Genomic DNA, 23,487 nt, shown 5'->3' with positions numbered 1-23,487 from the left:
GGGTCGCTCCTCGTCGGGGTATTATGAGAAAGAGTAAAATTTCAATCCATTTCGATGGGCCAATCGCGAAGAATCACGCAATTCAATTGCGCACATTCACTAAGACTCTTGGTCATATTCAGGCATCAATAGATAGGGCCTATCTCGATATAAAGACTTCTGGTATTGTAAAGAATGCTAGGCTTCGGCGTTCGGATTATGAGTCGACAGAATTTTTGATGAACCAAACCCGTGAGGGTGGATTCATTGCGGATTTATTGGGTAGCGACGATGATAGCGGTGAAATCGTTAAGAGAATTGATGGTGCCGTAACGCCAGCATATGAGCAGGCGCAGGCGCCTGATCAGATCGAGCGAGAAAATTTGGTCGATCAAGTAGAGCAAAGATTAATAAATTATAAGGCAGGGGCGCAGGAACCTATTCCGTATCAAGATTTTTTCGATCAAGTGGATGCTCGTCAGACTAGAGCTTATGGTGATAGGTCTATTGTCAAGGAGTTCGATCAAATAGCGTCGGCCATTCGAGCGCGCGAAGGAGACGGAAGCTATGTGGAGGTTTCCTTGTCTGCCGAGCGAGCGCTGTCAACATTTGTTTTTGATCACCGCACATCAGCCGCATTTCACGAGGTCGTTTCTATTCGAACTCTGGGCGATCCGGTTGAAATACCCATTACACTTCGTAGTTTGGATTCCGGGAATGGTGGCATATCAAAGGCGAAGGCGCTAAATTTGATATCAAAGAAGGAATTTAATCTTCATATTCATACTGACAGGGGATTTTCGAGTTTGAGGGGTTATCTGAAAAAGCGGAATCCCGTAAAATTCACCATAATCGCTTGCCCCATATATGAATACGGAGCGTTTGATCGGCGCGCTGGTGATATGTATTTTCTTGCAATATTGAGGGATGATTCGTAAGGATGTGCCCTAATTATTAAAGGGGGCTTGCTTATGCAGTTGCCTGATGCCGCAGTTGGCTCAATTGTCGCCGCGGCTATCGCCGGGCTCGTGGTGTTTGTATCCACGGTGCTGACGAAAGAGCAGAAAACCTCAGAGTTTCGTCAAACTTGGATTGATGAGCTTCGAAAAGATGTTTCGCAATTCATTTCTGGTGCGACGGAGGTTACGGCGTTATATCGATCTAAGGCAGGGAAGCCGGACGAACAGAAAAAATTCCTTGACGATAATTTCGAACTAATACAGGGTCTACAGTCGGTCGAGCATCGAATAGTTTTGCGATTGAACCCTAAAGAGCACGCGGAATTGATTCGTCAGGTATCCAATTTCAGAGGGGGGCTGATAGCTGCGTATACGGGTGGCAATCGAAAAAGTGAGGAGGAGCGCCTTACAAAGGAGTTGCTGGACACGACGAAATCAGTCCTGAGTGAGGAATGGAAGCGCGTGAAAAGAGGGGAGCCAACCTTTAGAATTGTCAAGTGGATTGCGGTTGTGGCATTTGGCATCTTGGGGCTTGGGCTTATTCATGCATATCTTACTTACGTGCCTTCGCCGGAAAAAGATAAAGAGAAAGATTCGTCGAAAGACGGCGGATCGACTCAAGTTTTTGTAGATAATCACGCGCAGATTTCAAATTGCGTGATGCACGAAAATTTACCTGCCAGTCATTCTTCAAAAGGAATCAACAAGCCGAAGCATCCGGCGCTTGTCCCTCAGAAGTGTGAACCCGAGAAATGACCGATTTGTCAGGCCGCGATTGCGGCCTGTATTTCTATGGCGGGAAACCGACGCGAAAGTCGGAGGCTTGGGTGTGCCCACTCTGTGCCCTAAGTGCCTACGAAACGGCAAAAGTGGGTACGAAAGCGCCGCCTGTTAGGAGTTGGCTATCGCTTTAAGTCGTTGATTTTACATCGCTTTCGTTTCCTTCAATTTTCAATCTGCCGTTCTTCTAAGCCGTAGGCCAAGCGGTGGTCCGGTGGACGTTTGAAAGGACGGTCGTGCTAGTCATTCGTCGACGCTGCGCGAGGATCTTCAGTGCCGTCCGGGTGCCCGGGATGGTGTGCAAACCGTCTCCGAAGCGAGCAAATTTTTCTGGAAGATCGGGATGCCGCCTCTTACCAGAGAATGTATTGCCGGCGCCACATGTTCCAATGTTTGACGCTAACGTATTGATATATATGAAAAATGTATAAGGATTGTGATTCCTGTCGTCGTGGGTTCGAGTCCCATCAGCCACCCCACCGAATGCATTAACAAAACAGGCGCCTAGGCGCCTGTTTTGCTTTGCGGGAGGCAATCAGGCGCAATAGCGTCGATTCGAGCCTCGTCGTCTCCCTCCAGAGCGTTCTGCTCGCCATCCATCCATTTTGAGCATCCAGTCGGGAACAACTCGAAGTCGTGCTTGAGCTGCATCGCTCACACGAGCGGGGGGCATTCCGGCCGACGGTATCGCGATCGCGTAGACATGCCGAGTGCCGTACTTCGTGCAGTCGAAAATTGCGGTGCCGGGAATCCGAGTGAATGAACGCAGCCGCGCCAATGCGCCGAAAGGAGCGGGCGGTCAAATTTCCGGTTGCGTTTTGCGCGCGCTATTGGCGGAGCGGCGTTCTACGGTAAATTGATGGGCTCCACAGGATTTGGAATTCGAGGCTTCTCGGGGAATCCATGCGGTCAAAGAGTAAACCCGTTGCCCAGACAACGGAACGGCAAACCGATTCAAGGCCAAAGATTACGGTTATGACGACTCTCAGGGTGGTGAGGGCGTCGTTTTATCTGCTCGCTGGAGTCGCGCCGGCGATGCCCCTGCTGATCTTGTCGTGGCTTGTGTTTATCCATTTTTTGCTGGATTGGGCCGTGGATTGGCCTATAGCGTGGTCTTTTCTTTTTTCCACCGCAGGCGGCATCGGCTTGCTTCTCGCAACTTGCGTTTTGCCGCAAAAGGCGCGAATCAAATACGTTGCGGGAGTCAGCGTTCTGTTGATCTGCGGGAGCGTCGTCAGCTTGCCGTCGGCCATTGCCTCGTTCGAAAAAATCATCGATAACCACCGAATCGGTTATCACATGCACCCGGTGGATTTTGGTGACTTTGCCCTCATCGCGTACAACGTCGTGGCGATCGTGTATCAGCTGGAGGTGCTTGCAGCACTGCTTGTAAGACGCTTGGCCAGGGTTCCCGCCCGATAGGTTCCGATCCGCGTCATCCTCGCAACGTCATCGCGCTGTTTCCCTTTCTTGAGCAGGTGAGTCAGGCGCTGAAGCTGGCGCAAGATGCTGGATGCGCTTCGGCCTTCATCTATCAAAACGTCGTCGCCGCTATTCGGACGGCAAGCGCATGGCGATGGAGTACGGCGCAACAGGTCGGGATTGTTGCTTTTGGGCGTCCTGCCAGACGCGCATTCGAACGTAGCGAATGCCGCGAAAAGCAAACCCGTCCTCAACGATCGACCACATTGCTCGCGATTCCCGCCTGAACCGATCGAGTGTTTCGAAACACCACCCACGACCACAAGGCGCCGCCAGCCACCTTGGCGACGAACTGCAACGCGGCGATCGTCGGAAACACGGCCCCGAACGCAATAAGCGGAAAGATGATGGAGTCGACAGCCGCGCCCGCGACGTTCGCGCCGTTTGCGCGCGCCAGTATCGGAAAGCGACGTGCGAGTTGAAACACGACTGCGCTCGCCACGGCTGCCGAACCGAACGCCACCAGGGACGCGACGGCGATTTCCTTGGCGGCGGGATTGAGTGCATAACTGACGACACCGGCGGCCGCGATCAACGCAAACATTCGCGACCAAAGCGCGCGGCCTCGCCAATCGAGGTGGAGCCGGTCTCGAATCGCGAGATCGAGGCCGATCAGCAGGAACGCGATGATCGGTGTAGCAGCCGGCCCGAAATGAGCGACCATCAGGTTGGCGACGGCGACCGCTGCGATATAGATCAAGACGTACATGATTCCCCTGCGGTAAAGAGTGCGCGCTGCGTCGATTCGGAGCCGAAGTTTGCCATACATGGCCGATTGGACAGGATATCGCCACAGTGCCGCCGGTATTCGGCAATCCATCGTCGACGCGAGATTGTATGGCCGTATTCAGTCGACGTGATGTTGCGCAATTTCCTTTTTCGACTAAGGTTCTCGCTCCCGGTGCCGTTATCTTTTCTGGACAGCCCTCGTGCCTCGAATGCTGATCCGCTTTCTTGCCTGCTCGCGTTTCGCGTGAGCAGGCTTTTTTCGTTTATGGCGGAATGAGACAGGGACTTGGCGCGAGCCGACAGCGCGCAACAGTCTTACATTGGTGTAACGTATCGACTTCCTCGTGCCCTCATGCTTTGCAGGGCCGTTCGATCCCGACAGCCAATGACAGTGTCGGGATTTTTTTTGCCTGTGCCTCGTTGTTTTGGCAACGAACTGCAGTGGTGCACGAACCCTGCATGGCGTCCGGCAGACAACTGCTGACGCGATCGCGTCAGGCGTGACGGAGGCGAGCGCCTGCAAACATCACGAGCCAACGTGCGGCGACGGCACTTGCAAGGTACGCGACGATAACCTGCGCGTGGCGACATTGAGCCTTGCGCGCCTCCACGCGGTATATTTCGCGGCGAGACGTCCCGATCAAGAGAACAAGTGGAAGGAGTAACCACCGATGCCGGAAACCCGTGCCACGCTGCGTGCCGCGACAGCGCAAGACGCACGGCACATCGCCCGCCTGCACACGCTGAGCTGGCAAACTGCATACAGCCATATCTTGCCGGCGACCTACCTGTCCGACGAGGTGCCGACGGAACATGCGACTCGGTGGCGGCAATATTTCGATCGCAACGAAAACGAGCGGGGCCTGGTGCTGATCGCCGAGGCGGACGGCGAGCCCGTGGGGTTCGTCAGTGCCGAGCGCCCCGTCGATCCGGCGCTGGGCGTGCTGCTCGACTGCCTGCACGTCCATCCTTCGCATCACGGAGGCGGCACGGGCAAGCACATGATCGAAGCCGTCCGTGCATGGGCGCGAACGCTCGGCGTGCACCAGGTCCATCTGAAGGTATTGGCGGGCAACGAGCGCGCGATCGGTTTCTACGAGCACAACGGATGGCAACTGGCGGGTATCGAAACGAGCCGCATCGGCCAGACGGAAGTCACCGACCGGATCTACGCGATACAGGCCTAGCCACCTGGCCACATTCGAGCGAACGGCCGCATGATGCGCGGCCATCGCCGGGCGAAAGCCGAACGTACTTCACGGTGACACGCCGCAGTACTGCACGAGCAAATCGGCTTCCGTCTCGTGCACTTCGACGGGCAGGGTCGTTGCACCTGCATAGGCAAGATAGCGCGCGCGATGCTGGCCGTTCCGGAACGACGCGACGCCGACCTTCGACAGCCCGGGGATGCCGAGCAGCGTTCGCGTTCTCGTCTCGCGAAACGTGATGTACGGCATGTCCGGAATCCTGTCCTGTTCAGGATCGAGGAATTCGCGAATGCCCGCGGCTTTTCCTGGGGCCCAGTAAAGAACAGGCGGCAACACGTAGTCCGTCGTGTCCCGGTCGGCACATGCCAGCAGTTTCGGCAGGTCGATCGTCACGACCCTGTGTCGCGTATCGTCGCACGAGAATACCCGCTTGAGGTGCGTATGGGCATACGGAGTGTGCCCGGGAAGCTGGACAATCCAGACCTCTACGCCATTTTTTTGTGCGCGGGCGAGTGCCATTTTTTCCTCTGGTATTGCAAGCGGCCGTCTTGGCCGGAGTTTAGCAGTGCGATTGCGATGGCGAAGCAGGGCAATACCCGGTACAGGAAAGCGTGGTGACTTGCAGCAGAACTGAACCAAGAGCGAAAGCGCCGAGGGGAATGGTAAGCAAATCGAGTACAGTCATGTGTCGGCGATCGTTATCGACAGGTTATGAGAATATCGTGATCCCGCCAGCGGGAATGATCCGTCGCGCGAATTTCATGCAGAATTCACACTGTGTCGCGAAACCCGGCAAGCCCGGATGATCACAAGAACAGAGAGGGCGGATTGACCGGAGAAAACCATGTCGTCGAAACTTGAGATCGAATATCTCGATTACTGTTTCACCGCGACGCTCGAAGTCAGGGAGTCCGGTCGGACGGGCGTTGTCGATTGGCATCTCGAATCCGATTCGCGAAGCAAGACACTTGCGTGGACCGTATTCGACCGCTATCTCGAGCGGAATGATTTCGCGGATGAAGAGGATGCGCGTGCCAATATCGTCGACTGGCTGGAGCGGCTGGCCGCTCCGGGATTGGGTGCTTCCGCGGAAATGGCGAAGGCGAATATGGTCGTTGCCGGCGCGTTGGTGACGGGCGCATCGACTGCATCGAACGCGTCAACGACATCGACCACATCGACTGCCGAAATCGTCGGCGAAACCGTCATCGACATCGCCAGCGATCTCGACTGGATCGAGATGGTTGCCGAATGGCTTTTCAGCTGACCGGTATGAGGACGAAACCCGGCTGTCATGATGCGGGCTCTTGTGTTCGCGAAACATGGTTTCAAAAAAAGATGCAGAAAAAATGAAGCCTGAATCGTGTCGATCGGAAAAATAGAATAAACTTGCTTTGACAGCAGCCGCGACTTAACGGAGACTTGCGCCGGGCCTGAAGATATCCGCTTGCATTAAAACAAGATCAAATTCCAGACATGAAAAGAAGAGCGCTGCTGACGGCGGGCGCGATCGTTGTCGCCGCCGGCCTGACAGGCTGCACGGCAATGCTGTTCGAAGATGGCCGATATGAAGAGACGGTCGACCGATTTCTCGTCAGCGAGGACGGCAAGAAATTCGTCGTGCTCGGCGAGAAATATCACTACATCTTCGATATGCCCGAGCACCTCGGTGCCGTGCTGGCATCGCCCTACCGCAAGTCGATCAACGCGTCGCTCTATGAATTCGTCGCGCAGGGCAGCAAGATCTCGGGCAAGTTCCGGCTCCGGCTCCGTCGCGCCGATATGACCGACGAGGGCTGGGACCGCGCGCTGGAGGACGGCTTCACGATGCGCGGGAGCAGGGATCTGGAGATGAAGGGTGAACTGGCCGGTTCGCGTTATCTGGCCGATGGTTTTGCACAGGGCAAGACGTGGTCGTCGTTTGCGCATTCGTACAAGATCGACGTCACCGATCGCATCACCACGGCGGGCAAGGCCGTGCGCGTACTCGCGACCCCGGTCACGCTCGCGGCCGACGGCGTGATGATGATCGGGGCGGTGGTGCTGTCGCCCGTCATCGTGGTGTTGCTCGCGCCGGTCGCGGGCGTCGCGCTCGGGCCGTGACGCGATCCGCGCGGCACGCGAGCGTGCCGGTTGCCGCGGCATTGTCACCAAATGGTGAGTTGCCGCACAGATCGTTGCGCGGCCGGCGCTCACAATCTGGCCGGTTGACCGTTCTTCCCCGGCCCGGTCAACCATTTCCCCGCTCGCTCGCGCAGGAGCGGGGGCTTTTTGCCCGTCCGACGCCGCAAGGCCGCGTCGGCGGAACCGGACAGGCGTTCGGCGGGCAGCGCAATCGCACCGGTTGCGTGTCCCTGCATCCGATCGCCCGGTCCGCACGTATCGCTTTCCTCGTGCCTGAGCGAACCCTCAGGCCCATCGCCGGTTTCGGCCGGTGATGCCTTGGTCCCGGCGGCGCGCATCAATGCCGCCGGGATGTTTTTTGCGCCGGATGCGTTGCATCACGTCGCTTGCGGCGGGCAGGTCAACCCGCTCGGCCAGCCTGTTCGACACTGGTTTCCCATCCGTCGTATTCCCCTCCGAACGAATGTACCTCGCGATTGATCGCGACCGTATGGCGCGTGATGTCGGCCAGTGCCATGGTGCCCTCGTGCGAGAACCGTACGGCCGACTTGCCGTCCTCGGTGGGGGCGACCGATTCGACCGGATAGCCTTTCGCTTCGGCCCAGTCCGCGAACTGATGCGCGTCGCTCTGGTCGGGGAAGTACGCCCAGTGCATCACGCGCCGGCTGACATCGCCGGCGTCGCCTTTCTTCCGCAATTCGTCCAGCACGCGCATGTCGCGCATGATCTGCCGGTCGTCGTCGGTCGGGTAGAGCGTCTGCCAGTACGCTTCCTTGTCCGGATCGTCCTGGTGCGCGTACTGCAACGCGTAGGTCGTCTGATCGGCCAGCGCGTCGATGATCTCCGCCGCGGCCTCTTCGTCGAGCGATACGTAGAAAAGGAAATCCCGATGGCCGTCGACGGTGATGCGGCCGACCTGCACACCACCTTTCGCCGTGATCGTGGCGTCCAGCAGGTCCTCGATCTTCGCGAGATCGGCGAATTCGTCGCCGGTCGGCAGGCCTTCCGGCGTCGGATGCGCAAAGGGGACGCGCACGCTGAGCAGCGACGTGCGCGGATCGCCTTCCGCGATTTCCGCAAAGTCGTGGTTGAAGCTGATGAAAGCCTGATGGTCGCCCATTCTGGCAGGGAAGGTTCCCCAGGCGTCGGTCATGTGTTTCTCCCGTGCACGATTGTCTGTTGACGGTTGTAAAGCGTCCCAATGTATCATCGAAAATCGCGTTGACCGGAGGGGCGCACGTGATCGCGAGTCTGGGCATCCTGGTGCCGGTCGAAGACGATCGCTTTCGGGCGGTGGTGGATTTCTACCGTCTGGCGCTTGCGCTGCCGGTTCACTCCGAAGGCGTGTCGGCCGCGGGGAATCCGTGGCACCGCTTCGTGATGGGCGGAGCAACGCTGACCGTTCACACCGGCAGCGGCGGCAGGTTTCCGTATCCGGAGTTTCGACCGACCGGCCATGGCATTGCGCTGGCCGTTGAAGTCGCGCATGTGTCGGAAGCCGTCGCACGGCTCGAGTCGTGCCGCGTCGGCATCCTGAACGAGTGGGACTACGGCGACGGCACGGTTGCGATTTCCGTGGCGGACCCGGCGGGAAACGTCTGCGAGATCTGGGGCCGTCCGTGACCGTGCATCGGTACGGCGGGCCGCAAAAATATTCGAAGGAGATGCCGATGTCGATGTTTGCGGTGAATGGTGTGCGAATCGATCCGCTCAGCGCGCGCGTGACGCACGTGCGCTGGGCGGCCGTGAATCCGTCCGACCGGTCGTGGGCGGCGACGCCGAGCGAGGCGCCGGTGGCGGACGTGGCGCGCGCGCTCGCGTCCGGCAACGATGTCCGCGCAATCTTTTCGGCATCGGACGCCACCGCGATCGGGCCCCGGCTCAAACGCGTGCTGTATCGCGATGCATCGGAAGGCATCGAGCTCGACATCGATGCAACGAACGAATCGCGCACGTTGCGCGATCTGCCGCAAATCTGACCGAAGCGGCATGCGCCGTCACATGAATGGCAGCACCTGGCCGAACGGTAGCTCGCACGACGTCGATCGCGAGGAGTAGTATTGGACGATCGTCGTGCCGCATGGCCGGTTGTGCCGAACGGTTTGACGGGCCACGCGATCTTCAGCGAGCCGTTACCGGAAGCGAACTTCGCAAACGCGTACGAGATCATGTCCAGATCCCTCATCGCTCCGTGGGCATCCGCGTTTTGTCTGGCGCTGTCGGCTTGCCAGACGGCGTCCGAGCCGCCTCCGCTGCCGTCGCCCGACACCGCGTCGGCGGCCGCAGCCGTTCCGGCATCGTCGCCAACCGCACCGATCCGTGGCATCGGCCTGGCGCCTCATCTGGCAGGGCAGAGTCACTGGGCCACCGGTCAATGCACGACCAACGGCACCGTCAAGGTGTGCAACTGAATATGACCGGTGCCGGCCGCGTACTGCCCGTTCCGCGTGGACGAGTGCGTGCTGCCGTGCGTCGATGCGTACCTTTTTCAATCACGATCATTTCCCGTCGGCACGCCGACCGTTTCAGCGCATCGACGGGGTGTCCAACTTCGATCACCCGGCGGCCGTCGAGGTGAGCGATCGCACAATGAAAGACGCACTTGAATCCATCGATTCCGGCTGGCACGTCGATCCGGTCGCGGGAACGATCATCGGCCAGTTGCCGGTGACGCTGGCGGTTGACAGCCGGAGCCTGAAAAGAAGGGCGATCGCGTGCATGGTGCTGGCCGCGGCAAGCCTGTGCGGTTATGCGGCCGCTCCGGCACTCTGGCCGGTAGCGGCGCTGGCCGGATTGCTGGCGCTGGCGGGGGCCGCCTTCTTCGTGTCGTCGCGACGCAGGATGGTGCTGCATGTCGACGAGACGGGTTTCAGGCTGATCGGAGGCGTACGCGAACAACCCGCCACGCCATGGCGTGATGTCACCGAATTCCGGATCATCAGCGTCGCAGGCAATCGCTACATCGGCTACCAGTTCTCGGCGCATTCGTCGCGCACCAGGGTGCCGGGTGGCGTGATGCTGCCGATTGCCCGGTTTGCCGATCTTCCGCTCGATGTGGTGGCAGGACTGCTCGAGGCATGTCGGCGGCAGTTCGGCATGCCGGACAACGAGGCCGACCGAACGGGCGGGTGACGCCCCATGCGGCGACTCCGGGCGCCCTGATACTCGAGAAAACAAAAAAAAATGCAGGGCGCCGTGTCGATTTCCTCCGGGGTCGTCCGTCGTAGCATCGGAGGCGTGCGCATCGCGCGTCCGTCCCGATTCCGATACGACAACCGACCGAAGGAGCGACACCCATGTCCACGTCCGTCAAACCGATCCCGGAAGGGATGCGTACGCTGACGCCGCACCTGATCTGCGCCGGCGCAACCGCAGCCATCGACTTTTACAAGCGCGCGTTCAATGCGAGCGAACAGTTTCGCCTGGCGATGCCTGACGGCCGGCTCGCGCACGCGTGCCTCGCGATTGGCGATTCGACACTGATGCTGGTGGATGAAATGCCCGAACACGGCGCGCTCGGGCCGAAGGCCCTGAAAGGCACGCCGGTCTGTCTGCACCTGTACGTGCCTGATACGGACGCGGCGATCGCGAAGGCGGTCGCGGCCGGCGCGACGGTGACGATTCCTGCCGCAGATATGTTCTGGGGCGACCGCTACGGACAGGTCGAGGATCCGTTCGGACATCGCTGGTCGCTCGCAACGCACCAGCGCGACCTGACGCCCGAGCAGATCGCGGAGGCGATGGCCAGCGCGCCGCCGTGCGGCAACTGACACAGCCGCGCCACCGCAGTTGAACGGCAGGGCGGCGGCATGCGCCCGCGCTCACGCGCCGGCCGACCTGCCGCGCTGCTTGTGCTCGTACATCCGCTGGTCGGCCGATGCGAGCAGGCCGGCCACGTCGTGATGGTGCGCGGGGTCGTAGTCGACGTGCCCGACGCTGAACCGGATGTCATAGCCGCGCGCGTCGGCCGTGTTGCGCAGCGCAAGCGCCTGCGTCACGCGGTCGACCGGCTCGGCGACGTCGGCCGGATCGGTGGCACTCAGCAGCACGACGAACTCGTCGCCGCCAAGCCGTGCGATCACGTCGCTGTCGCGCAGTGCGCCCGTCAGCGTGTCGGCAAATGCCTTGAGCGCGCGGTCGCCCTCGGCATGGCCGAAGCGGTCGTTGATCGCCTTGAAATCGTTCAGGTCGAAGAACAGCAGCACCGCGTGACGACTCAGGCGATCGCACAGGCTCAGCACGTGGCGGGCCAGGATCTCGAAGCCGCGGCGGTTCGTCAGCTGGGTGAGCTCGTCGGTGGTCGCGAAATGCAGCGCGGCGATCTCGCGTTCGGTCATGTGGGCGAGATCGCCGAGCAGCGCGAGCTCGTCGGGTTCGAGCGAGCGCGGCCGCGTGTCGATCAGGCACAGCGTACCGATGGGCGCGCCGTTCGGCGCCGCGAGCGGCCGGCCGGCGTAGAAGCGGATGCCGGGCGCGCCGGTGACGAGTGGATTGTCGTGGAAGCGATCGTCGTTCAGCGCATCCTGGATCACCATCGTATTGCCCGCGAGCAGCGCATGGGAGCAGAACGACACGTCGCGCGACGTTTGCGTGACGTCGAGCCCGGCATGGCTCTTGAACCACTGGCGATCGTCGTCGACGAGGCTGACGAGTGCGATCGGCACGTCGAACAGCCTGCGTGCAAGACGCGTCAGGCGATCGAACCGTTCTTCGGGCGGCGTGTCGAGGATCGAGAGCGAATGAAGCGTATCGAGCCGGGCCGCCTCGTCGGCCGGTTTCGGTGCAATTTGCATGGGTCGTGTCCTTTGTCCCGGCTGCGAGGCCGGTCACGGGATCGTATGCCGGACAGTATCGCGCATTGCGCGGCGCATCGCCATTCCGGCAATCCGGAAGCGGGCGGTTTCGGCCTGGCCCGGATCGTTGCAGATGCGGTGAGAAGCGGGCGTCATGGGCCCGCGTTTCGCCCCGATGCGCAATCCGGTGCGCGACGTCTCAAGGTGCCCGGCGCAGTGCCGTAAACAGGGCGAGTCCAATCGTTCATCGCCTCCCACTCCACCATGGTTCGAATTCTGTACGCGGGCTATCTCGCGTTTGCGCTGTATCTGCTTTATCCGATGGTCCAGAACACGCTGGCGTTCGGCGTCGTATGTGTGAGCAACGCGCTGCCGGGCGGCGCCAGCGGCTTGTCGACGTCGTCGGTACGCGGCGCGGGTGCGCATGCGAATCGCTGCACGCCGATGACGCAGGCCGGTGCCGCGACCGGGCGGACGGCTGAAATCCATTAAGCAAGGCGACGCGTTGGCCATTCGGCCGAATTGAGCTTCGCGCGATGCTCGCCGATCATCTGCAATACGGCGGATCGAACGCGAGGGTGAGCGCGGCGCGTGTCAGTAGCTGGAGCGGTACGGCGTGCCCTGGTCGAAACGGCTTTGCCAGTGCGTGAGATAGCGCGACGCGAGTTGCGGGTTGTTCCACACCACGACGACGTTCTCGGAATTGCGGCTGGCCGCCGACGCGCTGTAGTTGAACGAACCCGTTTCGACGTGCTCGGCGTCGATCACGAGGTACTTGTCGTGATGGATCGCATAGGCGTCGATCGTGCGTGTCGGGATGCCTGCGTTGACGAGCAGGTTCAACGCCTGCTTGCTGCTCTTTGCGCGATTGCCCTTGTCGTCGACCACCACCGCGACATTCACACCGCGTCGCTTGGCGGCGAGCAGTGCGCGCGTGACGGGCGGCGACGTGAACGAATAGGCGGCGACGCGGATCGAACTGCGCGCGGCGCCGATCGCTTTCAGCACCAGCGCTTCGGCACCGCCATCGGGCGAAAATGCCGATTCGACGACCTGTGTTGCGGGCGCTTCGTGAGTGGGGGCCGGTAGCCACTGCGACACGAAGTCGATCGCCTGCTGGAGCAGCGATTCGCTTTGCGTCTTGCCGAAAGCGGTGAACGGTGTGGCGAGCAGGGAGGCGGCGAGACAGGCAGCGGCGAGGCGATTGCGCGACAACATCTTGGACAGCGAATAATTTCGAGACAGCGGGCCGTGAGTGTAACGCACACGTGGCGGCCCGGTCACGTGCGGATGCAACGGGATGACGCATCGCGAAGACCGGCGATGGCAGAGGCGGTGACGCAAAGTTGCGTTGTGCGGGATCCGTGTGTGCGATCGGGGCGATCGGCGGATGGGGGCGATGGCAGCGCGTGAATGCGCGTGCGGTGGCAGCAGGGTGTCGGCGTGCAAGCCGTGCGAGAGTGCAACCAGGTAGGCTCGCTGGAACCGGCGACAGCAACGCGAACGCAACGAACGATCCGTGTGCGTCACGCGCTCCAGTATGCGCGATGCGTCAGTCCTCGGCCGCAGCCCTTCCGGCAGCTTCGGCTGCGACCCATCCGGGGCCACGCTCCGGCTGCACGTCGCGCGCGTCGAGCGGCTCGCCGCACGCCGAGCATACGGTGACCGCGTGCATCAGATGGCCGCAGGTACGGTGACGCAACTGCACTGGCGGCCCCTGGCCGTCGTCTTTCCAGCGGTCTCCCCATGCGGTCAGCGCAAGCAGGGTCGGATAGAGGTCGAGGCCCTTGTCCGTCAAACGATATTCGAAACGCGGCGGGCGTTCCTGATAAGCGCGCTTGGCCAGCACGCCTTCGTCGACGAGCCGCGCGAGCCGCTCCGCCAGCACATGGCGCGTGACGCCGAGCTGGGTCTGGAACGCGTCGAAACGGCGGCAGCCGAGGAACGCGTTGCGGAGGATCAGCATGGTCCAGCGGTCGCCGAGCACGGCAAGCGTACGCGCGACCGAACAGTTCAGCGTGCCGATGTCATCCCATTTCATCGTCGAGTCTCTTGCGGCGGTTCAGCGAAATAGCGGGCTCGATTATAGAACCCGCCTTCGACTGCAACGAGCCCGGCCACGTTGACAACGACCGTGATCGTTGTGAATAATCAGTTCCAATTTGGAACTTACTCGCGCGGCGACGCGCTTTCAACCCGGAGACAACCCGATGAACCCGCTTTCCCTGTCTGGTCTCGATCTGCTGCGCGCAGCGGTATCGGGCGATGCGCCGCTCGCGTCGATTACCGAGACGATCCCGATGCGTCCGCTCGACGTCGAGCTCGGTTATGTGAAATTTTCGGCGCGGGCGGACGGCCGGCACCTGAACCCGCTCGGCGGCGTGCACGGCGGGTTCGCGGCGACGGTGCTCGATTCGGTCACGGGGTGTGCGGTGCATTCGATGCTTGATGCGGGCGTAGGCTACGGTACGGTCGATCTGCATGTGAAGATGCTGCGGCCCGTGCCGCGCGACGTCGAGCTGGTTGCGGAAGGGCGTGTGATTCACCTGTCGCGTTCGCTGGGCGTTGCCGAGGGCACGCTGAAGACGCCGGATGACAAGATCGTCGCGCATGCGTCGGCGACCTGTTTCATCCAGCGGCCGCAGTAACGGGGGCTGCTATGCCTTCGTTCGGGCCCTGCGCGTGAACGCTCGCACCTTTACCGAAGGCCGCCTGTAAGCGTGTGCGGCACCTGTCTGAAGCGGTCGCTTCAATGTGATAGCGTTTCTGCTTTCCACTGACGCGACAGGAACAGCATGGAATACCGCACACTCGGCGATTCGGGCATCGAGGTCAGCCTGATCGGCCTCGGCACGATGACGTGGGGCGAGCAGAATTCGGAGCGCGATGCGCACGAGCAGATCGACTACGCGATCGGGCAAGGCGTGACGCTGATCGATGCCGCGGAGATGTATCCGGTGCCGCCGAAGCCCGATACGCAGGGGCGCACCGAACAGTACATCGGCACGTGGCTCGCGCAGCATCGCGCGCAGCGCGAGCGCATCGTGCTTGCGACGAAAATCGCGGGGCCGGCGCGGCAGCCGCACAATCCGCGCCATATTCGCGGCGAAGGCAACCAGTTCGACCGGAAGAACCTGACCGAAGCGCTCGACGGCAGCCTCAAGCGCCTGCAGACCGACTACGTCGATCTTTATCAGCTGCACTGGCCCGACCGCAGCACGACGACGTTCGGCCGTCCCGCCTATCCGTGGGTCGACGACGCCTACACGGTGCCGATCGAGGAAACCCTCGGCGTGCTCGCGGAATTCGTGAAGGCCGGCAAGGTACGCGCGATCGGCGTGTCGAACGAAACGCCATGGGGCGTCGCGCAGTTCCTGCGCGCGGCCGAGATGCTCGGGCTGCCGCGCATCGCGAGCATCCAGAATCCGTACAGCCTGGTGAATCGCACGTTCGAGAACGGGCTGTCGGAGTTCACGCATCGTGACGGCGTCGGCCTGCTCGCGTATTCGCCGCTCGCGTTCGGCTGGCTGTCCGGCAAGTACGAGAACGGTGCGCGTCCGGCCGGTGCGCGCATCACGCTGTTCGAGCGTTTCCAGCGCTACAGCAAGCCGCAGGCCGTCGAGGCGACGTCGCGCTATGTCGCGCTCGCGCGGCGTCACGGGCTGTCGCCCGCGCAGCTCGCGCTGGCGTTCGTCAACAGCCGGCCGTTCGTGCGCAGCAACCTGGTCGGCGCGACGTCGCTCGAGCAGTTGAAGGAGAACATCGGCAGCGTCGACGTGAAGCTGTCCGACGAGATCCTCGCCGAGATCGATGCGCTGCACGAACGGCAGCCGAACCCGGCGCCGTAAACGGCGCGCGGCCCGCGCGGCGACGATGCCGCGCCGGGCCGCACCGGCGGCGCGTCGCCGCGCCGTCGTTTCTTCCGTTATCGCATCTTGAGCCGGGTGCGCGCGACGAACAGCGCGACGAGGCTCAGCACCGCACACCCCATCAGGTAGAGCGCCGGCGACAGCCGGTTGCCGGTTGCGCTGATCAGCCAGGTGATGACGAACGGCGCGAAGCCGCCGAACAGCGTGACCCCCGTGTTGTAGCTGACCGCGAGCCCCGTTGCGCGCGTCTGCGACGGGAACAGCTCGGCCATCAGCGCCGGCAGCGCGCCGCAGTACATCGCCTTCAGCGCGCCGATCCAGACCAGTGCGGCGAGCATCGTTGCGAACGACGCGTGGCGCGTGAGCCAGGCGAACGTCGGCCACACGCTGACGAGCATCAGCATGGCCGCGGCCGCCATCATGCGGATCCGCCCCGTGCGATCGGACAGGTGGCCGACGACCGGCGTGACGAGCGTGAGTACGAAACCGGTCGCGAGCGTCGCCGCGAAGCCCGTCGACGCGGGCAGGCCGAGCTGCTTGATCGCATAGGTCGGCATGTACAGCACCATGTAGTTGATCGCGGTCGAGATCACGAGCGCGCCGATCGACAGCAGCAGCCGCAGCTTCTGATCCGCGAACAGTTCGCGCACCGGCGCTTCCGAGCGTGCCTGCGTCTTGAACTCGACGCCTTCGTCGACGTAACGGCGGATGTACAGCCCGACCGGGCCGATCGCGAGCCCGAACAGGAACGGCACGCGCCAGCCCCAGCTTTCGAGTTGCGCGGTTGTCAGCGTGGACGTCAGCAGCGCACCGAAGCCCGACGCGAGCAGCGTCGCGAGGCCCTGGCTCGCGAACTGCCAGCTCGACATGAAACCGCGCCGCTGCGGCGCGTGCTCGACGAGGAACGCGGTCGAGCTCGCGAATTCGCCGCCCGCGGAAAAGCCCTGCATCAGCCGTGACAACATGATCCCGAGCGGCGCAAGTATGCCGATCGATGCATAGGTCGGCATCGACGCGATCAGCAGCGTGCCGGCCATCATCATCGCGATCGACAGCAGCAGCGACGCCTTGCGGCCCGCGCGATCCGCGTACGCGCCGAGCACGAAGCCGCCGATCGGCCGGATCAGGTAGGACAGCCCGAACGTGCCGAGCGTGAGCATCAGCGACGTCGCTTCGCTTGTGGCGGGGAAGAACAGCTTGGCGATCGTCACCGCGAAGAAGCCGTAGACGATCAGGTCGAACCATTCGAGTGCGTTGCCGATCGACGCCGCGAAGATGATGCGCCGGATCTTCGCGGCGCTGGGGTGGGCGGCTTCCCGCGAGGTCAGGGGGGTCGTGTTCATCGTGTGGGCAGATCCCGTGAAAGGGGCGAAGCGCGTTACAGGGTGGCGCCGGCCGCGGCGGGCGCCGCGCGGCGAACGGTCGGGGCGTCCTCGCCGAGATCCCAGAAGAGGCCGGCCATCATCTGCAGCCCCTCGCTGACGACGCTCGCGAGCAGGTGCTCGTCGGGCGCGTGCTGCGAGCACGCGGGGTACGAATGGGGTACCCACAGGGTCGGCAGCCCGAGCGTGTCGGCGAACACTTCGTTCGGCAGCGTGCCGCCGAGATTCGGCAGGATCGCGGGTTTCTTGCCGGTGGTCCGCGCCAGCGACGCGACCGCCCAGCGGACCCACGGATCGTCCGGCGACACGCGCGTCGCCGGTGCACCGCGCTCGACGTCGATCTCGATGTCGGCGAAGCCGTGCGCATCGAGGTGCGTGCGCAGGTGCGCATGCAGCGCCTGCCAGTCGGTGCCGACGACGAAGCGCAACTGGCAGTGCGCATACGCGGCGGGCGGGATCGCATTGACGGGGTGCTCGGGGTTGCCGGCCTTGAATGCGAGGATCTCGAACGTGTTCCAGCCGAACACACGCTCGGGCGCGGTGAGGCCGGGCTCGCCCCAGCCGGCGTCGAGCGCCGGATCGCCGGGGCCGCCGCCGACGCAGAGATCGGCGAGCGCCTCGCGCACGGCGGCCGGGATCGGCGGCGGACGCAGCCCCGCGACGCGAATCGCGCCGCGCGCGTCGACGAGGCTCGCGAGTGCGTGCGCGAGCACGATCGCCGGATTGCGCAGCAGCCCGCCCCAGTTGCCGGAGTGATGCGCGCCGTCACGGGCGCGCAGGCTCAGCTTGAAATTGACCGAGCCGCGCGAGCCGAGGAACACCGTGGGGCGCGCGGCCGCGATGCGCGGGCCGTCGGACGCGATCAGCACGTCGGCCGCGAGCGCATCGCGCTCCTGACGGCACAGTGCGTCGAGGCCCGGCGAACCCGTTTCCTCGCCCATCTCGATCAGCAGCTTCGCGTTGAAGCCCATCCGGCCGCCGCGCGCATCGAGCACGCTCGCCAGCGCGGCCAGGTTGATGGTGTGCTGGCCCTTGTTGTCGGCGCTGCCGCGGCCGTACCAGCGGTCGCCGTCGGCCGTCAGCGTCCACGGCGACAGCGGTGCGCGCCACTGCGCGTCGTAGCCGCGCACGACGTCGCCGTGGCCGTAGATCAGCACGGTCGGCAGTGCATCGTCTTCGTGGCGCGATGCGAGCAGGAACGGGCCGCCGCCGTCGACGGGATTGTCGACGATCCGCGACGTGAAGCCGAGGCGCGCGGCCTCGGGTGCGATCTCGTCGGTCAGGTAGGCGCGCAGCGCGGCACCGTTGCCGCTCTCCTGGCTTTCGGTTCGCAAGCCGACGCGGCGGCTCAGGGTCGTGAAGAACGCACAGGATTCGAACTGGTTCAGCGCGTGCTGGATGGCGGCGGTACGGCTCAAGTCGTGTCTCCTCTGTCGGGTTCGCTGCACGCCGCGGATCGTGTGTGCAGCGTGAAGTGCGATCGATTCTAGAAAGCCGTTTTTTTTGTCACAATGATCGAATTTCGAACCTTTCTTTGCCGAAAAGGCAAAGCAGCGCGGCCGGCAGCCGGGTGGAGACAGAACGATGGCGGCTTTCCTGCATGGCCTGGCGTTGCGGTATTTCGTCGAGGTGGCGCGCACCGGTTCGATCAGCGACGCGTCCGCGCGGCTGCACGTGGCCGTCTCGGCGATCAGCCGCCAGATCGCGAAACTCGAGAGCGAGCTCGGCGCACCGCTGTTCGAGCGCCGGCCGCGCGGGATGGCGCTGTCGGAGGCCGGCGAGCGGCTTCTGGCGTTCGCGCAGCGCAGCCTGCTGGAGGCCGAGCACGTGATGAAGGACATCGGCGGGCTCGACGCGCTGCACGGCAGCCTGCTGAAGATCGCCTGCTCGGAAGGGTTCGCGATCGATTTCCTGCCCGGCACGCTCGCGCGCTTCAAGGCGCGTCATCCGGGCGTCGATTTCTCGGTGTGGGTCGTGTCGCCGGCGGACGCGACGCGGCGCGTGCGCGACGGCGACGTGGACATCGCGTTGAGCTTCAGCCTCGCGCCGGAGAAGGGCGTGCGCGTCGAGCATACCGAGCGCGCGCCGATCTTCGCGCTGGTGCGACGTGACCATCCGCTCGCGACGCGTGAAGCGGTGTCGCTCGCCGATGTCGCGCGTCACCCGCACGTGCTGCCCGAGGCCGGCACCACGGTGCGCCAGTTGATCGACATCGCATGCGCGCTCGACGGGCTGCTGCTCGAGCCTGAACTGACGAGCAACAACACGGCGGCGATGTACGGTTATGCGCGGCGCACGGGCGCGGTGATGTTCACGGGGCTGCTGTCGGTGCGCGACCGCTGCGCCGCGGACGGCTTCGTCGTCGTGCCCGTGACGAACCCGCAGTTGCGCGAGCGCAGCATCCAGGTACAGACGATGGCGGGGCGCGATCTGCCCGCGTCGGTTCGCGCGTTCCGCGACCATCTGATCGACGCGATGCAGGCCGCATCGCCGCCGCCGGCCGCCGCGCGCGGCCCGAGACGCCGGCCCGTGAGATAATCGCCAATCCGCCTTCCGTGCCCATGCGGCTCATCGAGCCGCATCGCCCCTGTTCGACGCCAAATTGAAGAACCTGATTGTCACCCTCGATCGCGCCGGCGAGTTCGACGAGATCATCGACGTGCGCACGCCGCTCGAGTTCGCCGAGGATCATATCCCCGGCGCGCTGAACGCGCCCGTGCTCAGCAACGAGGAGCGCGTGCTCGTCGGCACGATGTACCGGCAGGTGTCGCCGTACGAGGCGACGCGCGTCGGCGCGGCGATGGTGGCACGCAACATCGCGCGTCATCTCGACACGACGTTCGCCGACCGGCCGCGCAACTGGCGGCCGCTGATCTACTGCTGGCGCGGCGGCAAGCGCTCGGGCTCGATGACGACCTGGTTCAACCTGATCGGCTGGAAGGCGCGCCAGCTCGACGGCGGCTACAAGTCATACCGCCAGTCGGTATGCGCGACGCTCGACTCGCTGCCGACGCGCTTTCGCTACATCGCGCTCGTCGGCCATACGGGCTGCGGCAAGACGCGCCTGCTGAACGCGCTGCGCGACGCGGGCGCGCAGACGCTCGATCTCGAGGCGCTCGCGTGCCATCGCGGTTCGCTGCTCGGCGCGCTGCCGGGCAAGCCGCAGCCGGCGCAGAAGGGGTTCGATTCGGGGCTCGTCGAAACACTTGGGCGTTTCGACCCCGAATGGCCGGTGTTCGTCGAGTCGGAAAGCCGCAGGATCGGGCTCGTGCAGTTGCCGATCGCGTTGATCGAAGCGTTTCACGCAGGGCCGTGGGTGCATGTCGACGCGGCGCACGACGAGCGCATCGCGTTCCTCCTCGACGATTACGCGCACCTGTTCGACGAACCGGACGCGTTCAAGGCACAGCTGCACCGGCTGATCGGCCTGCACAGCCGCGAACAGGTGACGCACTGGAAGGCGCTGATCGATGCCGGCGCGCGTGCCGAACTGTTCACCGAACTGATCGACAAGCATTACGATCCCGCCTATGCGCGCACTTATCGCGCGACGTACAACAAGCCGAACCGGGCGCTGACGTTCACCTTCCGGCCCAACGCGGCCGATGTGTGCGACCAGGCGCGCACGCTGCTGGCGCAACTCGCGCAGGCCGGGCTGCCCGCGTCGGCCGCGCTTGCGGCAGGCGTGAAGCCCGCCACCGACAAAAACCAATCGACGATCACACGATGACGACCACACGCACCCAACCCAATCCGGCACTCGGCTGGATGACCTTCCTGCTGATCGCGGTCGCGGGGCTGTTCTATGTGAAATGGTTCCCGTACTACAACAAGGCGTTCGTTGCCGCCGAGCATCACTCGATCGGACAGTCGATCCTGATGGGCACGTCGGCGGCCGCGCCCGAGCCGTCGCTGAAGGCCGCGCTCGACTACGCATGGGCGTACGGGAAGGCGATCTGGCAGGCGATGGTGCTCGGCTTGCTGCTCGGTTCGGCCGTACAGGCGCTGCTGCCCGCGCACTGGGTCGCGCGCGTGCTCGGCCGCACCGGCTTCGGCAGCGTCGCCGCGGGCGGCCTGCTGTCGCTGCCCGGCATGATGTGCACGTGCTGCGCGGCGCCGGTCGTCGCGGGGCTGCGTGCACGTCATGCCTCGCCGGGCGGCGCGGTCGCGTTCTGGCTCGGCAACACGGTGCTGAACCCGGCGGCGCTGGTTTTCATGGGCTTCGTGCTCGGCTGGCACTGGAGTGCGCTGCGCCTCGTGCTGGGCGTCGCGATGGTATTCGGGATCGGCTATCTGCTGAACCGGATCGCGCGCCCTGAAGACGCCCGCATCGACGATGCGCAGCTCGCCGCGCTGGCGGCCGAGCAGGCCGCGGCCGGCAATCCGTTCGTCCGCTGGATGAAGCTGCTCGCGCGCATGGCCGTGCGGCTCGTACCCGAATACATCGTGCTCGTGCTGCTGCTCGGCGCCGCGCGCGCATGGCTGTTCCCGCATATCGGCCCGGACATCGGCAATCATCTCGGCTGGATCGTCGCCTTCGCGGTCGCGGGCATGCTGTTCGTGATCCCGACGGCGGGCGAGGTGCCGATCATCCAGGCGATGCTGTCGCTCGGCATGGGCGTCGGCCCGGCCGCCGCGCTGCTGATGACGCTGCCGCCGATCAGCGTGCCGTCGCTCGCGATGCTCGCGCGTTCGTTCAAGCCTTACATGCTGGCCATCGTCGCGATCCTCGTCGTCGTGTTCGGGATCGCGAGCGGCCTGCTCGCGATCGCGCTCGGGTTCTGACGCGCGCAAGCGGTGCGCCGGCCGGGCGCAATCGTCGTATTCATCCGGCGCCGCCGTTTCACGCGTGCGGCGCCATTTACAAGAAGCAAACAGGAAAACGCATGACCCAACCGAAGATTCATCCTCGACTCGAAAAGGCGCTGACGCGCGGCGATCTCGCGATCCGTCAGGCCAATTCCGCGCGGGCGACTGCCGTGCTGAACGCACTCGGCACGATGATCATCGAGGCCTCCGCAACGATCGGCGTCGAGGCCAGCATCGACATTCCGCAAGGCGACCGCATTTACGATCCGGTCAACGGCCTGTGGCCGCAGAAGATGCTGGTGTCGTTCGACGGCCCGGTGGACGAGGCCGACAAGGAAGAGCTGCGCTCGGTTTATCTGGTCGCCGACGATCCGGGCACGCAGTTCCGCGTCGAATGGCATCGCGCGGACGGCAAGCTCGGCCGCCAGGAAGGTGGCCCGCTCGCGACCGTGGCGTTCCTGACCGACGTCGAGATCCCGTGGAGCGACGACGACGAGTAACGTCGTCGCATGAAGCCGGCGCCCGGTGCGCCGGCCGTCAGCGCATCATCCGCCGCCGGAACAGCCAGGCGGACAGCAGGAACCCGCCGATCGCGTAGCCGGCGAGCACCGCGACATGCAGCGCGACGTCGGTCGCCGGCCGGCCGAGCATCGCGGGCCGGATCAGCTCCACGGCGTTCGCGAGCGGCAGTGCCTGCGCCGCGTGCCGCGCGATCGGCGGCAGCTGCGTGGTCGGGAAGAACACGCCCGACAGCAGCAGCATCGGCGTCAGCACGAGCGTCTGATAAAACATGAAGAAATCGTAGGACGGTGCGAGCGCCGTGACGATCATCGCGACGCTTGCGAACGCGAGGCCCGCGAGCGCGATCACGGGTAGCGCCGCGAGCATCGACGGAAACTGCGCATAGCCGAGCGCCCCCGCGACGAGCATGATCGCGGCCCCCGACAGCATCGCCTTGCTGGCCCCCCAGACGATCTCGCCGAGCACGATGTCGCCGAGCGCAAGCGGCGTATGCATGATCGCTTCCCACGTGCGCTGCACGTGCATCCGCGAGAAACCCGAATACATCGACTCGAAGCTCGCGGACATCATCACGCTCGAGCCGACCGTACCGGCCGCGAGGAATGCGATATACGACACGCCGTCGACATGGCCGAGCATCAGGCCGAGCCCGAACCCCAGGCCGAACAGATAGATCATCGGATCGGCAAGATTGCCGAACATCGACGCGAGCGCGAGCTTGCGCCAGACGAGATAGTTGCGCCGCCAGACGGCGATCCAGTTGGTTGCGTTCGCGGGCATCGCGATCGCGAAGCGTGACACGCGTGGCGGTGCCGACGGGGCGGTGGCGGAATAGTTGCGCACGTCCATGA

27 protein-coding genes are annotated in these 23,487 nt (G+C 63.6%); 18 read left to right on the top strand and 9 right to left on the bottom strand.

Going from position 1 to position 23,487, the window contains the following annotated elements:
* Nucleotides 1–218: 218 nt before the first annotated feature.
* The 3 genes from ABY44_RS39275 to ABY44_RS39265 all read left to right on the top strand — a co-directional run bounded on the left by ABY44_RS39275 (nt 219) and on the right by ABY44_RS39265 (nt 3,140).
* The gene (locus ABY44_RS39275) at nt 219–917 is read left to right on the top strand and encodes a hypothetical protein (protein WP_431643587.1); all 699 of its coding nucleotides are present in this window, start codon (nt 219–221) and stop codon (nt 915–917) included.
* Between the two features lie 33 nt (nt 918–950).
* A complete protein-coding gene (locus ABY44_RS39270) occupies nt 951–1,694 on the top strand; it encodes a hypothetical protein (protein ID WP_431643586.1) in 744 nt (247 codons plus the stop codon).
* Between the two features lie 1,059 nt (nt 1,695–2,753).
* On the top strand, nt 2,754–3,140 hold the full coding sequence (locus ABY44_RS39265) for a hypothetical protein (RefSeq protein ID WP_155637879.1): 387 nt from the start codon (nt 2,754–2,756) through the stop codon (nt 3,138–3,140).
* A gap of 250 nt (nt 3,141–3,390) precedes the next feature.
* On the opposite strand, the gene ABY44_RS39260 is transcribed toward ABY44_RS39265, so the two are convergent.
* On the bottom strand, nt 3,391–3,909 hold the full coding sequence (locus ABY44_RS39260; protein WP_059682734.1) for a VUT family protein: 519 nt from the start codon (nt 3,907–3,909) through the stop codon (nt 3,391–3,393).
* A gap of 691 nt (nt 3,910–4,600) precedes the next feature.
* On the opposite strand from ABY44_RS39260, the gene ABY44_RS39255 reads away from it, so the two are divergent.
* Nucleotides 4,601–5,116: a GNAT family N-acetyltransferase gene (locus ABY44_RS39255; RefSeq protein ID WP_060172114.1), complete on the top strand. Its 516-nt coding sequence runs from the start codon at nt 4,601–4,603 to the stop codon at nt 5,114–5,116.
* Between the two features lie 69 nt (nt 5,117–5,185).
* Here ABY44_RS39255 and ABY44_RS39250 read toward each other — a convergent pair whose 3' ends face one another.
* Nucleotides 5,186–5,656: a plasmid fertility inhibition factor family protein gene (locus tag ABY44_RS39250; RefSeq protein WP_060172116.1), complete on the bottom strand. Its 471-nt coding sequence runs from the start codon at nt 5,654–5,656 to the stop codon at nt 5,186–5,188.
* A gap of 325 nt (nt 5,657–5,981) precedes the next feature.
* Between ABY44_RS39250 and ABY44_RS39245 the strand changes: the two genes are divergently transcribed.
* Together ABY44_RS39245 and ABY44_RS39240 are read left to right on the top strand one after the other, a co-directional pair.
* On the top strand, nt 5,982–6,404 hold the full coding sequence (locus tag ABY44_RS39245) for a hypothetical protein (protein ID WP_060172118.1): 423 nt from the start codon (nt 5,982–5,984) through the stop codon (nt 6,402–6,404).
* 209 nt (nt 6,405–6,613) lie between these two features.
* Nucleotides 6,614–7,240, top strand: coding sequence for a hypothetical protein (locus ABY44_RS39240; protein WP_059700133.1), 627 nt, complete (start codon nt 6,614–6,616; stop codon nt 7,238–7,240).
* Nucleotides 7,241–7,661: 421 nt separating this feature from the next.
* Here ABY44_RS39240 and ABY44_RS39235 read toward each other — a convergent pair whose 3' ends face one another.
* Nucleotides 7,662–8,414: a DUF695 domain-containing protein gene (locus ABY44_RS39235; protein ID WP_059700135.1), complete on the bottom strand. Its 753-nt coding sequence runs from the start codon at nt 8,412–8,414 to the stop codon at nt 7,662–7,664.
* A gap of 26 nt (nt 8,415–8,440) precedes the next feature.
* On the opposite strand from ABY44_RS39235, the gene ABY44_RS39230 reads away from it, so the two are divergent.
* The 5 genes from ABY44_RS39230 (at nt 8,441) to ABY44_RS39210 (ending at nt 11,031) form a co-directional block, all read left to right on the top strand.
* Entirely contained in the window at nt 8,441–8,884 is a 444-nt protein-coding gene (locus ABY44_RS39230; RefSeq protein ID WP_431643585.1) for a VOC family protein, read from the top strand.
* Between the two features lie 47 nt (nt 8,885–8,931).
* The gene (locus ABY44_RS39225; RefSeq protein ID WP_048020799.1) at nt 8,932–9,240 is read left to right on the top strand and encodes a phosphatidylserine/phosphatidylglycerophosphate/cardiolipin synthase; all 309 of its coding nucleotides are present in this window, start codon (nt 8,932–8,934) and stop codon (nt 9,238–9,240) included.
* A 189-nt stretch (nt 9,241–9,429) separates the two neighbouring features.
* Nucleotides 9,430–9,672, top strand: coding sequence for a hypothetical protein (locus ABY44_RS39220; protein ID WP_060172320.1), 243 nt, complete (start codon nt 9,430–9,432; stop codon nt 9,670–9,672).
* Between the two features lie 178 nt (nt 9,673–9,850).
* On the top strand, nt 9,851–10,393 hold the full coding sequence (locus tag ABY44_RS39215) for a hypothetical protein (RefSeq protein WP_060172323.1): 543 nt from the start codon (nt 9,851–9,853) through the stop codon (nt 10,391–10,393).
* Between the two features lie 164 nt (nt 10,394–10,557).
* Nucleotides 10,558–11,031 (top strand): VOC family protein, encoded by a 474-nt coding sequence (locus ABY44_RS39210; protein WP_060172120.1) that lies wholly within the window; start codon nt 10,558–10,560, stop codon nt 11,029–11,031.
* Nucleotides 11,032–11,082: 51 nt separating this feature from the next.
* On the opposite strand, the gene ABY44_RS39205 is transcribed toward ABY44_RS39210, so the two are convergent.
* Complete coding sequence (locus ABY44_RS39205; protein WP_059700139.1) at nt 11,083–12,054, bottom strand: GGDEF domain-containing protein; 972 nt, start codon at nt 12,052–12,054, stop codon at nt 11,083–11,085.
* A gap of 264 nt (nt 12,055–12,318) precedes the next feature.
* Here ABY44_RS39205 and ABY44_RS39200 point away from each other — a divergent pair, with 264 nt between their 5' ends.
* Nucleotides 12,319–12,546, top strand: coding sequence for a hypothetical protein (locus ABY44_RS39200; RefSeq protein ID WP_060172123.1), 228 nt, complete (start codon nt 12,319–12,321; stop codon nt 12,544–12,546).
* A 102-nt stretch (nt 12,547–12,648) separates the two neighbouring features.
* Here the strand turns inward: ABY44_RS39200 and ABY44_RS39195 are convergent, their stop codons facing one another.
* Together ABY44_RS39195 and ABY44_RS39190 are read right to left on the bottom strand one after the other, a co-directional pair.
* A complete protein-coding gene (locus ABY44_RS39195) occupies nt 12,649–13,272 on the bottom strand; it encodes a phospholipase D family protein (RefSeq protein WP_060172125.1) in 624 nt (207 codons plus the stop codon).
* Nucleotides 13,273–13,606: 334 nt separating this feature from the next.
* The gene (locus ABY44_RS39190; RefSeq protein WP_060084825.1) at nt 13,607–14,095 is read right to left on the bottom strand and encodes a winged helix-turn-helix transcriptional regulator; all 489 of its coding nucleotides are present in this window, start codon (nt 14,093–14,095) and stop codon (nt 13,607–13,609) included.
* A gap of 169 nt (nt 14,096–14,264) precedes the next feature.
* Here ABY44_RS39190 and ABY44_RS39185 point away from each other — a divergent pair, with 169 nt between their 5' ends.
* Together ABY44_RS39185 and ABY44_RS39180 are read left to right on the top strand one after the other, a co-directional pair.
* Nucleotides 14,265–14,702: a PaaI family thioesterase gene (locus ABY44_RS39185; protein WP_059700144.1), complete on the top strand. Its 438-nt coding sequence runs from the start codon at nt 14,265–14,267 to the stop codon at nt 14,700–14,702.
* Nucleotides 14,703–14,849: 147 nt separating this feature from the next.
* A complete protein-coding gene (locus tag ABY44_RS39180; protein WP_060172127.1) occupies nt 14,850–15,902 on the top strand; it encodes an NADP(H)-dependent aldo-keto reductase in 1,053 nt (350 codons plus the stop codon).
* Nucleotides 15,903–15,979: 77 nt separating this feature from the next.
* Here ABY44_RS39180 and ABY44_RS39175 read toward each other — a convergent pair whose 3' ends face one another.
* A complete protein-coding gene (locus ABY44_RS39175) occupies nt 15,980–17,266 on the bottom strand; it encodes an MFS transporter (protein ID WP_060172128.1) in 1,287 nt (428 codons plus the stop codon).
* A gap of 35 nt (nt 17,267–17,301) precedes the next feature.
* Nucleotides 17,302–18,723, bottom strand: a complete 1,422-nt coding sequence (locus ABY44_RS39170; protein WP_431643584.1) for a M20 family metallopeptidase — start codon at nt 18,721–18,723, stop codon at nt 17,302–17,304.
* A 166-nt stretch (nt 18,724–18,889) separates the two neighbouring features.
* On the opposite strand from ABY44_RS39170, the gene ABY44_RS39165 reads away from it, so the two are divergent.
* From ABY44_RS39165 to ABY44_RS39150, 4 genes are all read left to right on the top strand, one after another.
* Complete coding sequence (locus ABY44_RS39165; protein WP_060172132.1) at nt 18,890–19,843, top strand: LysR family transcriptional regulator; 954 nt, start codon at nt 18,890–18,892, stop codon at nt 19,841–19,843.
* A 64-nt stretch (nt 19,844–19,907) separates the two neighbouring features.
* A complete protein-coding gene (gene mnmH, locus ABY44_RS39160) occupies nt 19,908–21,035 on the top strand; it encodes a tRNA 2-selenouridine(34) synthase MnmH (protein ID WP_027787485.1) in 1,128 nt (375 codons plus the stop codon).
* Nucleotides 21,032–22,090, top strand: coding sequence for a permease (locus ABY44_RS39155; RefSeq protein ID WP_060172134.1), 1,059 nt, complete (start codon nt 21,032–21,034; stop codon nt 22,088–22,090). The genes mnmH and ABY44_RS39155 overlap by 4 nt, the downstream gene beginning before the upstream one ends.
* Nucleotides 22,091–22,191: 101 nt before the next feature.
* Nucleotides 22,192–22,614, top strand: coding sequence for a hypothetical protein (locus tag ABY44_RS39150; protein WP_027787483.1), 423 nt, complete (start codon nt 22,192–22,194; stop codon nt 22,612–22,614).
* A 37-nt stretch (nt 22,615–22,651) separates the two neighbouring features.
* Here the strand turns inward: ABY44_RS39150 and ABY44_RS39145 are convergent, their stop codons facing one another.
* The gene (locus ABY44_RS39145; protein ID WP_027787482.1) at nt 22,652–23,485 is read right to left on the bottom strand and encodes an ABC transporter permease; all 834 of its coding nucleotides are present in this window, start codon (nt 23,483–23,485) and stop codon (nt 22,652–22,654) included.
* Nucleotides 23,486–23,487: the final 2 nt, after the last annotated feature.

It is taken from the genome of Burkholderia sp. ZZQ-2 (assembly GCF_050768715.1).
GTDB lineage: Bacteria > Pseudomonadota > Gammaproteobacteria > Burkholderiales > Burkholderiaceae > Burkholderia > Burkholderia cepacia.
The sequence above is the reverse complement of the archived record's forward strand: the minus strand, read 5'-3'. Positions and strand labels throughout refer to the sequence as shown.

What these genes read in the sequence shown, in the direction of transcription:
- ABY44_RS39275 (WP_431643587.1), top strand. Translation starts at nt 219, where the DNA reads ATGAACCAAACCCGTGAGGGTGGATTCATTGCGGATTTATTGGGTAGC.
- ABY44_RS39270 (WP_431643586.1), top strand. Translation starts at nt 951, where the DNA reads ATGCAGTTGCCTGATGCCGCAGTTGGCTCAATTGTCGCCGCGGCTATC.
- ABY44_RS39265 (WP_155637879.1), top strand. Translation starts at nt 2,754, where the DNA reads ATGCCCCTGCTGATCTTGTCGTGGCTTGTGTTTATCCATTTTTTGCTG.
- ABY44_RS39260 (WP_059682734.1), bottom strand. Translation starts at nt 3,909, where the DNA reads ATGTACGTCTTGATCTATATCGCAGCGGTCGCCGTCGCCAACCTGATG.
- ABY44_RS39255 (WP_060172114.1), top strand. Translation starts at nt 4,601, where the DNA reads ATGCCGGAAACCCGTGCCACGCTGCGTGCCGCGACAGCGCAAGACGCA.
- ABY44_RS39250 (WP_060172116.1), bottom strand. Translation starts at nt 5,656, where the DNA reads ATGGCACTCGCCCGCGCACAAAAAAATGGCGTAGAGGTCTGGATTGTC.
- ABY44_RS39245 (WP_060172118.1), top strand. Translation starts at nt 5,982, where the DNA reads ATGTCGTCGAAACTTGAGATCGAATATCTCGATTACTGTTTCACCGCG.
- ABY44_RS39240 (WP_059700133.1), top strand. Translation starts at nt 6,614, where the DNA reads ATGAAAAGAAGAGCGCTGCTGACGGCGGGCGCGATCGTTGTCGCCGCC.
- ABY44_RS39235 (WP_059700135.1), bottom strand. Translation starts at nt 8,414, where the DNA reads ATGACCGACGCCTGGGGAACCTTCCCTGCCAGAATGGGCGACCATCAG.
- ABY44_RS39225 (WP_048020799.1), top strand. Translation starts at nt 8,932, where the DNA reads ATGTCGATGTTTGCGGTGAATGGTGTGCGAATCGATCCGCTCAGCGCG.
- ABY44_RS39220 (WP_060172320.1), top strand. Translation starts at nt 9,430, where the DNA reads ATGTCCAGATCCCTCATCGCTCCGTGGGCATCCGCGTTTTGTCTGGCG.
- ABY44_RS39215 (WP_060172323.1), top strand. Translation starts at nt 9,851, where the DNA reads ATGAAAGACGCACTTGAATCCATCGATTCCGGCTGGCACGTCGATCCG.
- ABY44_RS39210 (WP_060172120.1), top strand. Translation starts at nt 10,558, where the DNA reads ATGTCCACGTCCGTCAAACCGATCCCGGAAGGGATGCGTACGCTGACG.
- ABY44_RS39205 (WP_059700139.1), bottom strand. Translation starts at nt 12,054, where the DNA reads ATGCAAATTGCACCGAAACCGGCCGACGAGGCGGCCCGGCTCGATACG.
- ABY44_RS39200 (WP_060172123.1), top strand. Translation starts at nt 12,319, where the DNA reads ATGGTTCGAATTCTGTACGCGGGCTATCTCGCGTTTGCGCTGTATCTG.
- ABY44_RS39195 (WP_060172125.1), bottom strand. Translation starts at nt 13,272, where the DNA reads ATGTTGTCGCGCAATCGCCTCGCCGCTGCCTGTCTCGCCGCCTCCCTG.
- ABY44_RS39190 (WP_060084825.1), bottom strand. Translation starts at nt 14,095, where the DNA reads ATGAAATGGGATGACATCGGCACGCTGAACTGTTCGGTCGCGCGTACG.
- ABY44_RS39185 (WP_059700144.1), top strand. Translation starts at nt 14,265, where the DNA reads ATGAACCCGCTTTCCCTGTCTGGTCTCGATCTGCTGCGCGCAGCGGTA.
- ABY44_RS39180 (WP_060172127.1), top strand. Translation starts at nt 14,850, where the DNA reads ATGGAATACCGCACACTCGGCGATTCGGGCATCGAGGTCAGCCTGATC.
- ABY44_RS39175 (WP_060172128.1), bottom strand. Translation starts at nt 17,266, where the DNA reads ATGAACACGACCCCCCTGACCTCGCGGGAAGCCGCCCACCCCAGCGCC.
- ABY44_RS39165 (WP_060172132.1), top strand. Translation starts at nt 18,890, where the DNA reads ATGGCGGCTTTCCTGCATGGCCTGGCGTTGCGGTATTTCGTCGAGGTG.
- ABY44_RS39155 (WP_060172134.1), top strand. Translation starts at nt 21,032, where the DNA reads ATGACGACCACACGCACCCAACCCAATCCGGCACTCGGCTGGATGACC.
- ABY44_RS39150 (WP_027787483.1), top strand. Translation starts at nt 22,192, where the DNA reads ATGACCCAACCGAAGATTCATCCTCGACTCGAAAAGGCGCTGACGCGC.
- ABY44_RS39145 (WP_027787482.1), bottom strand. Translation starts at nt 23,485, where the DNA reads ATGGACGTGCGCAACTATTCCGCCACCGCCCCGTCGGCACCGCCACGC.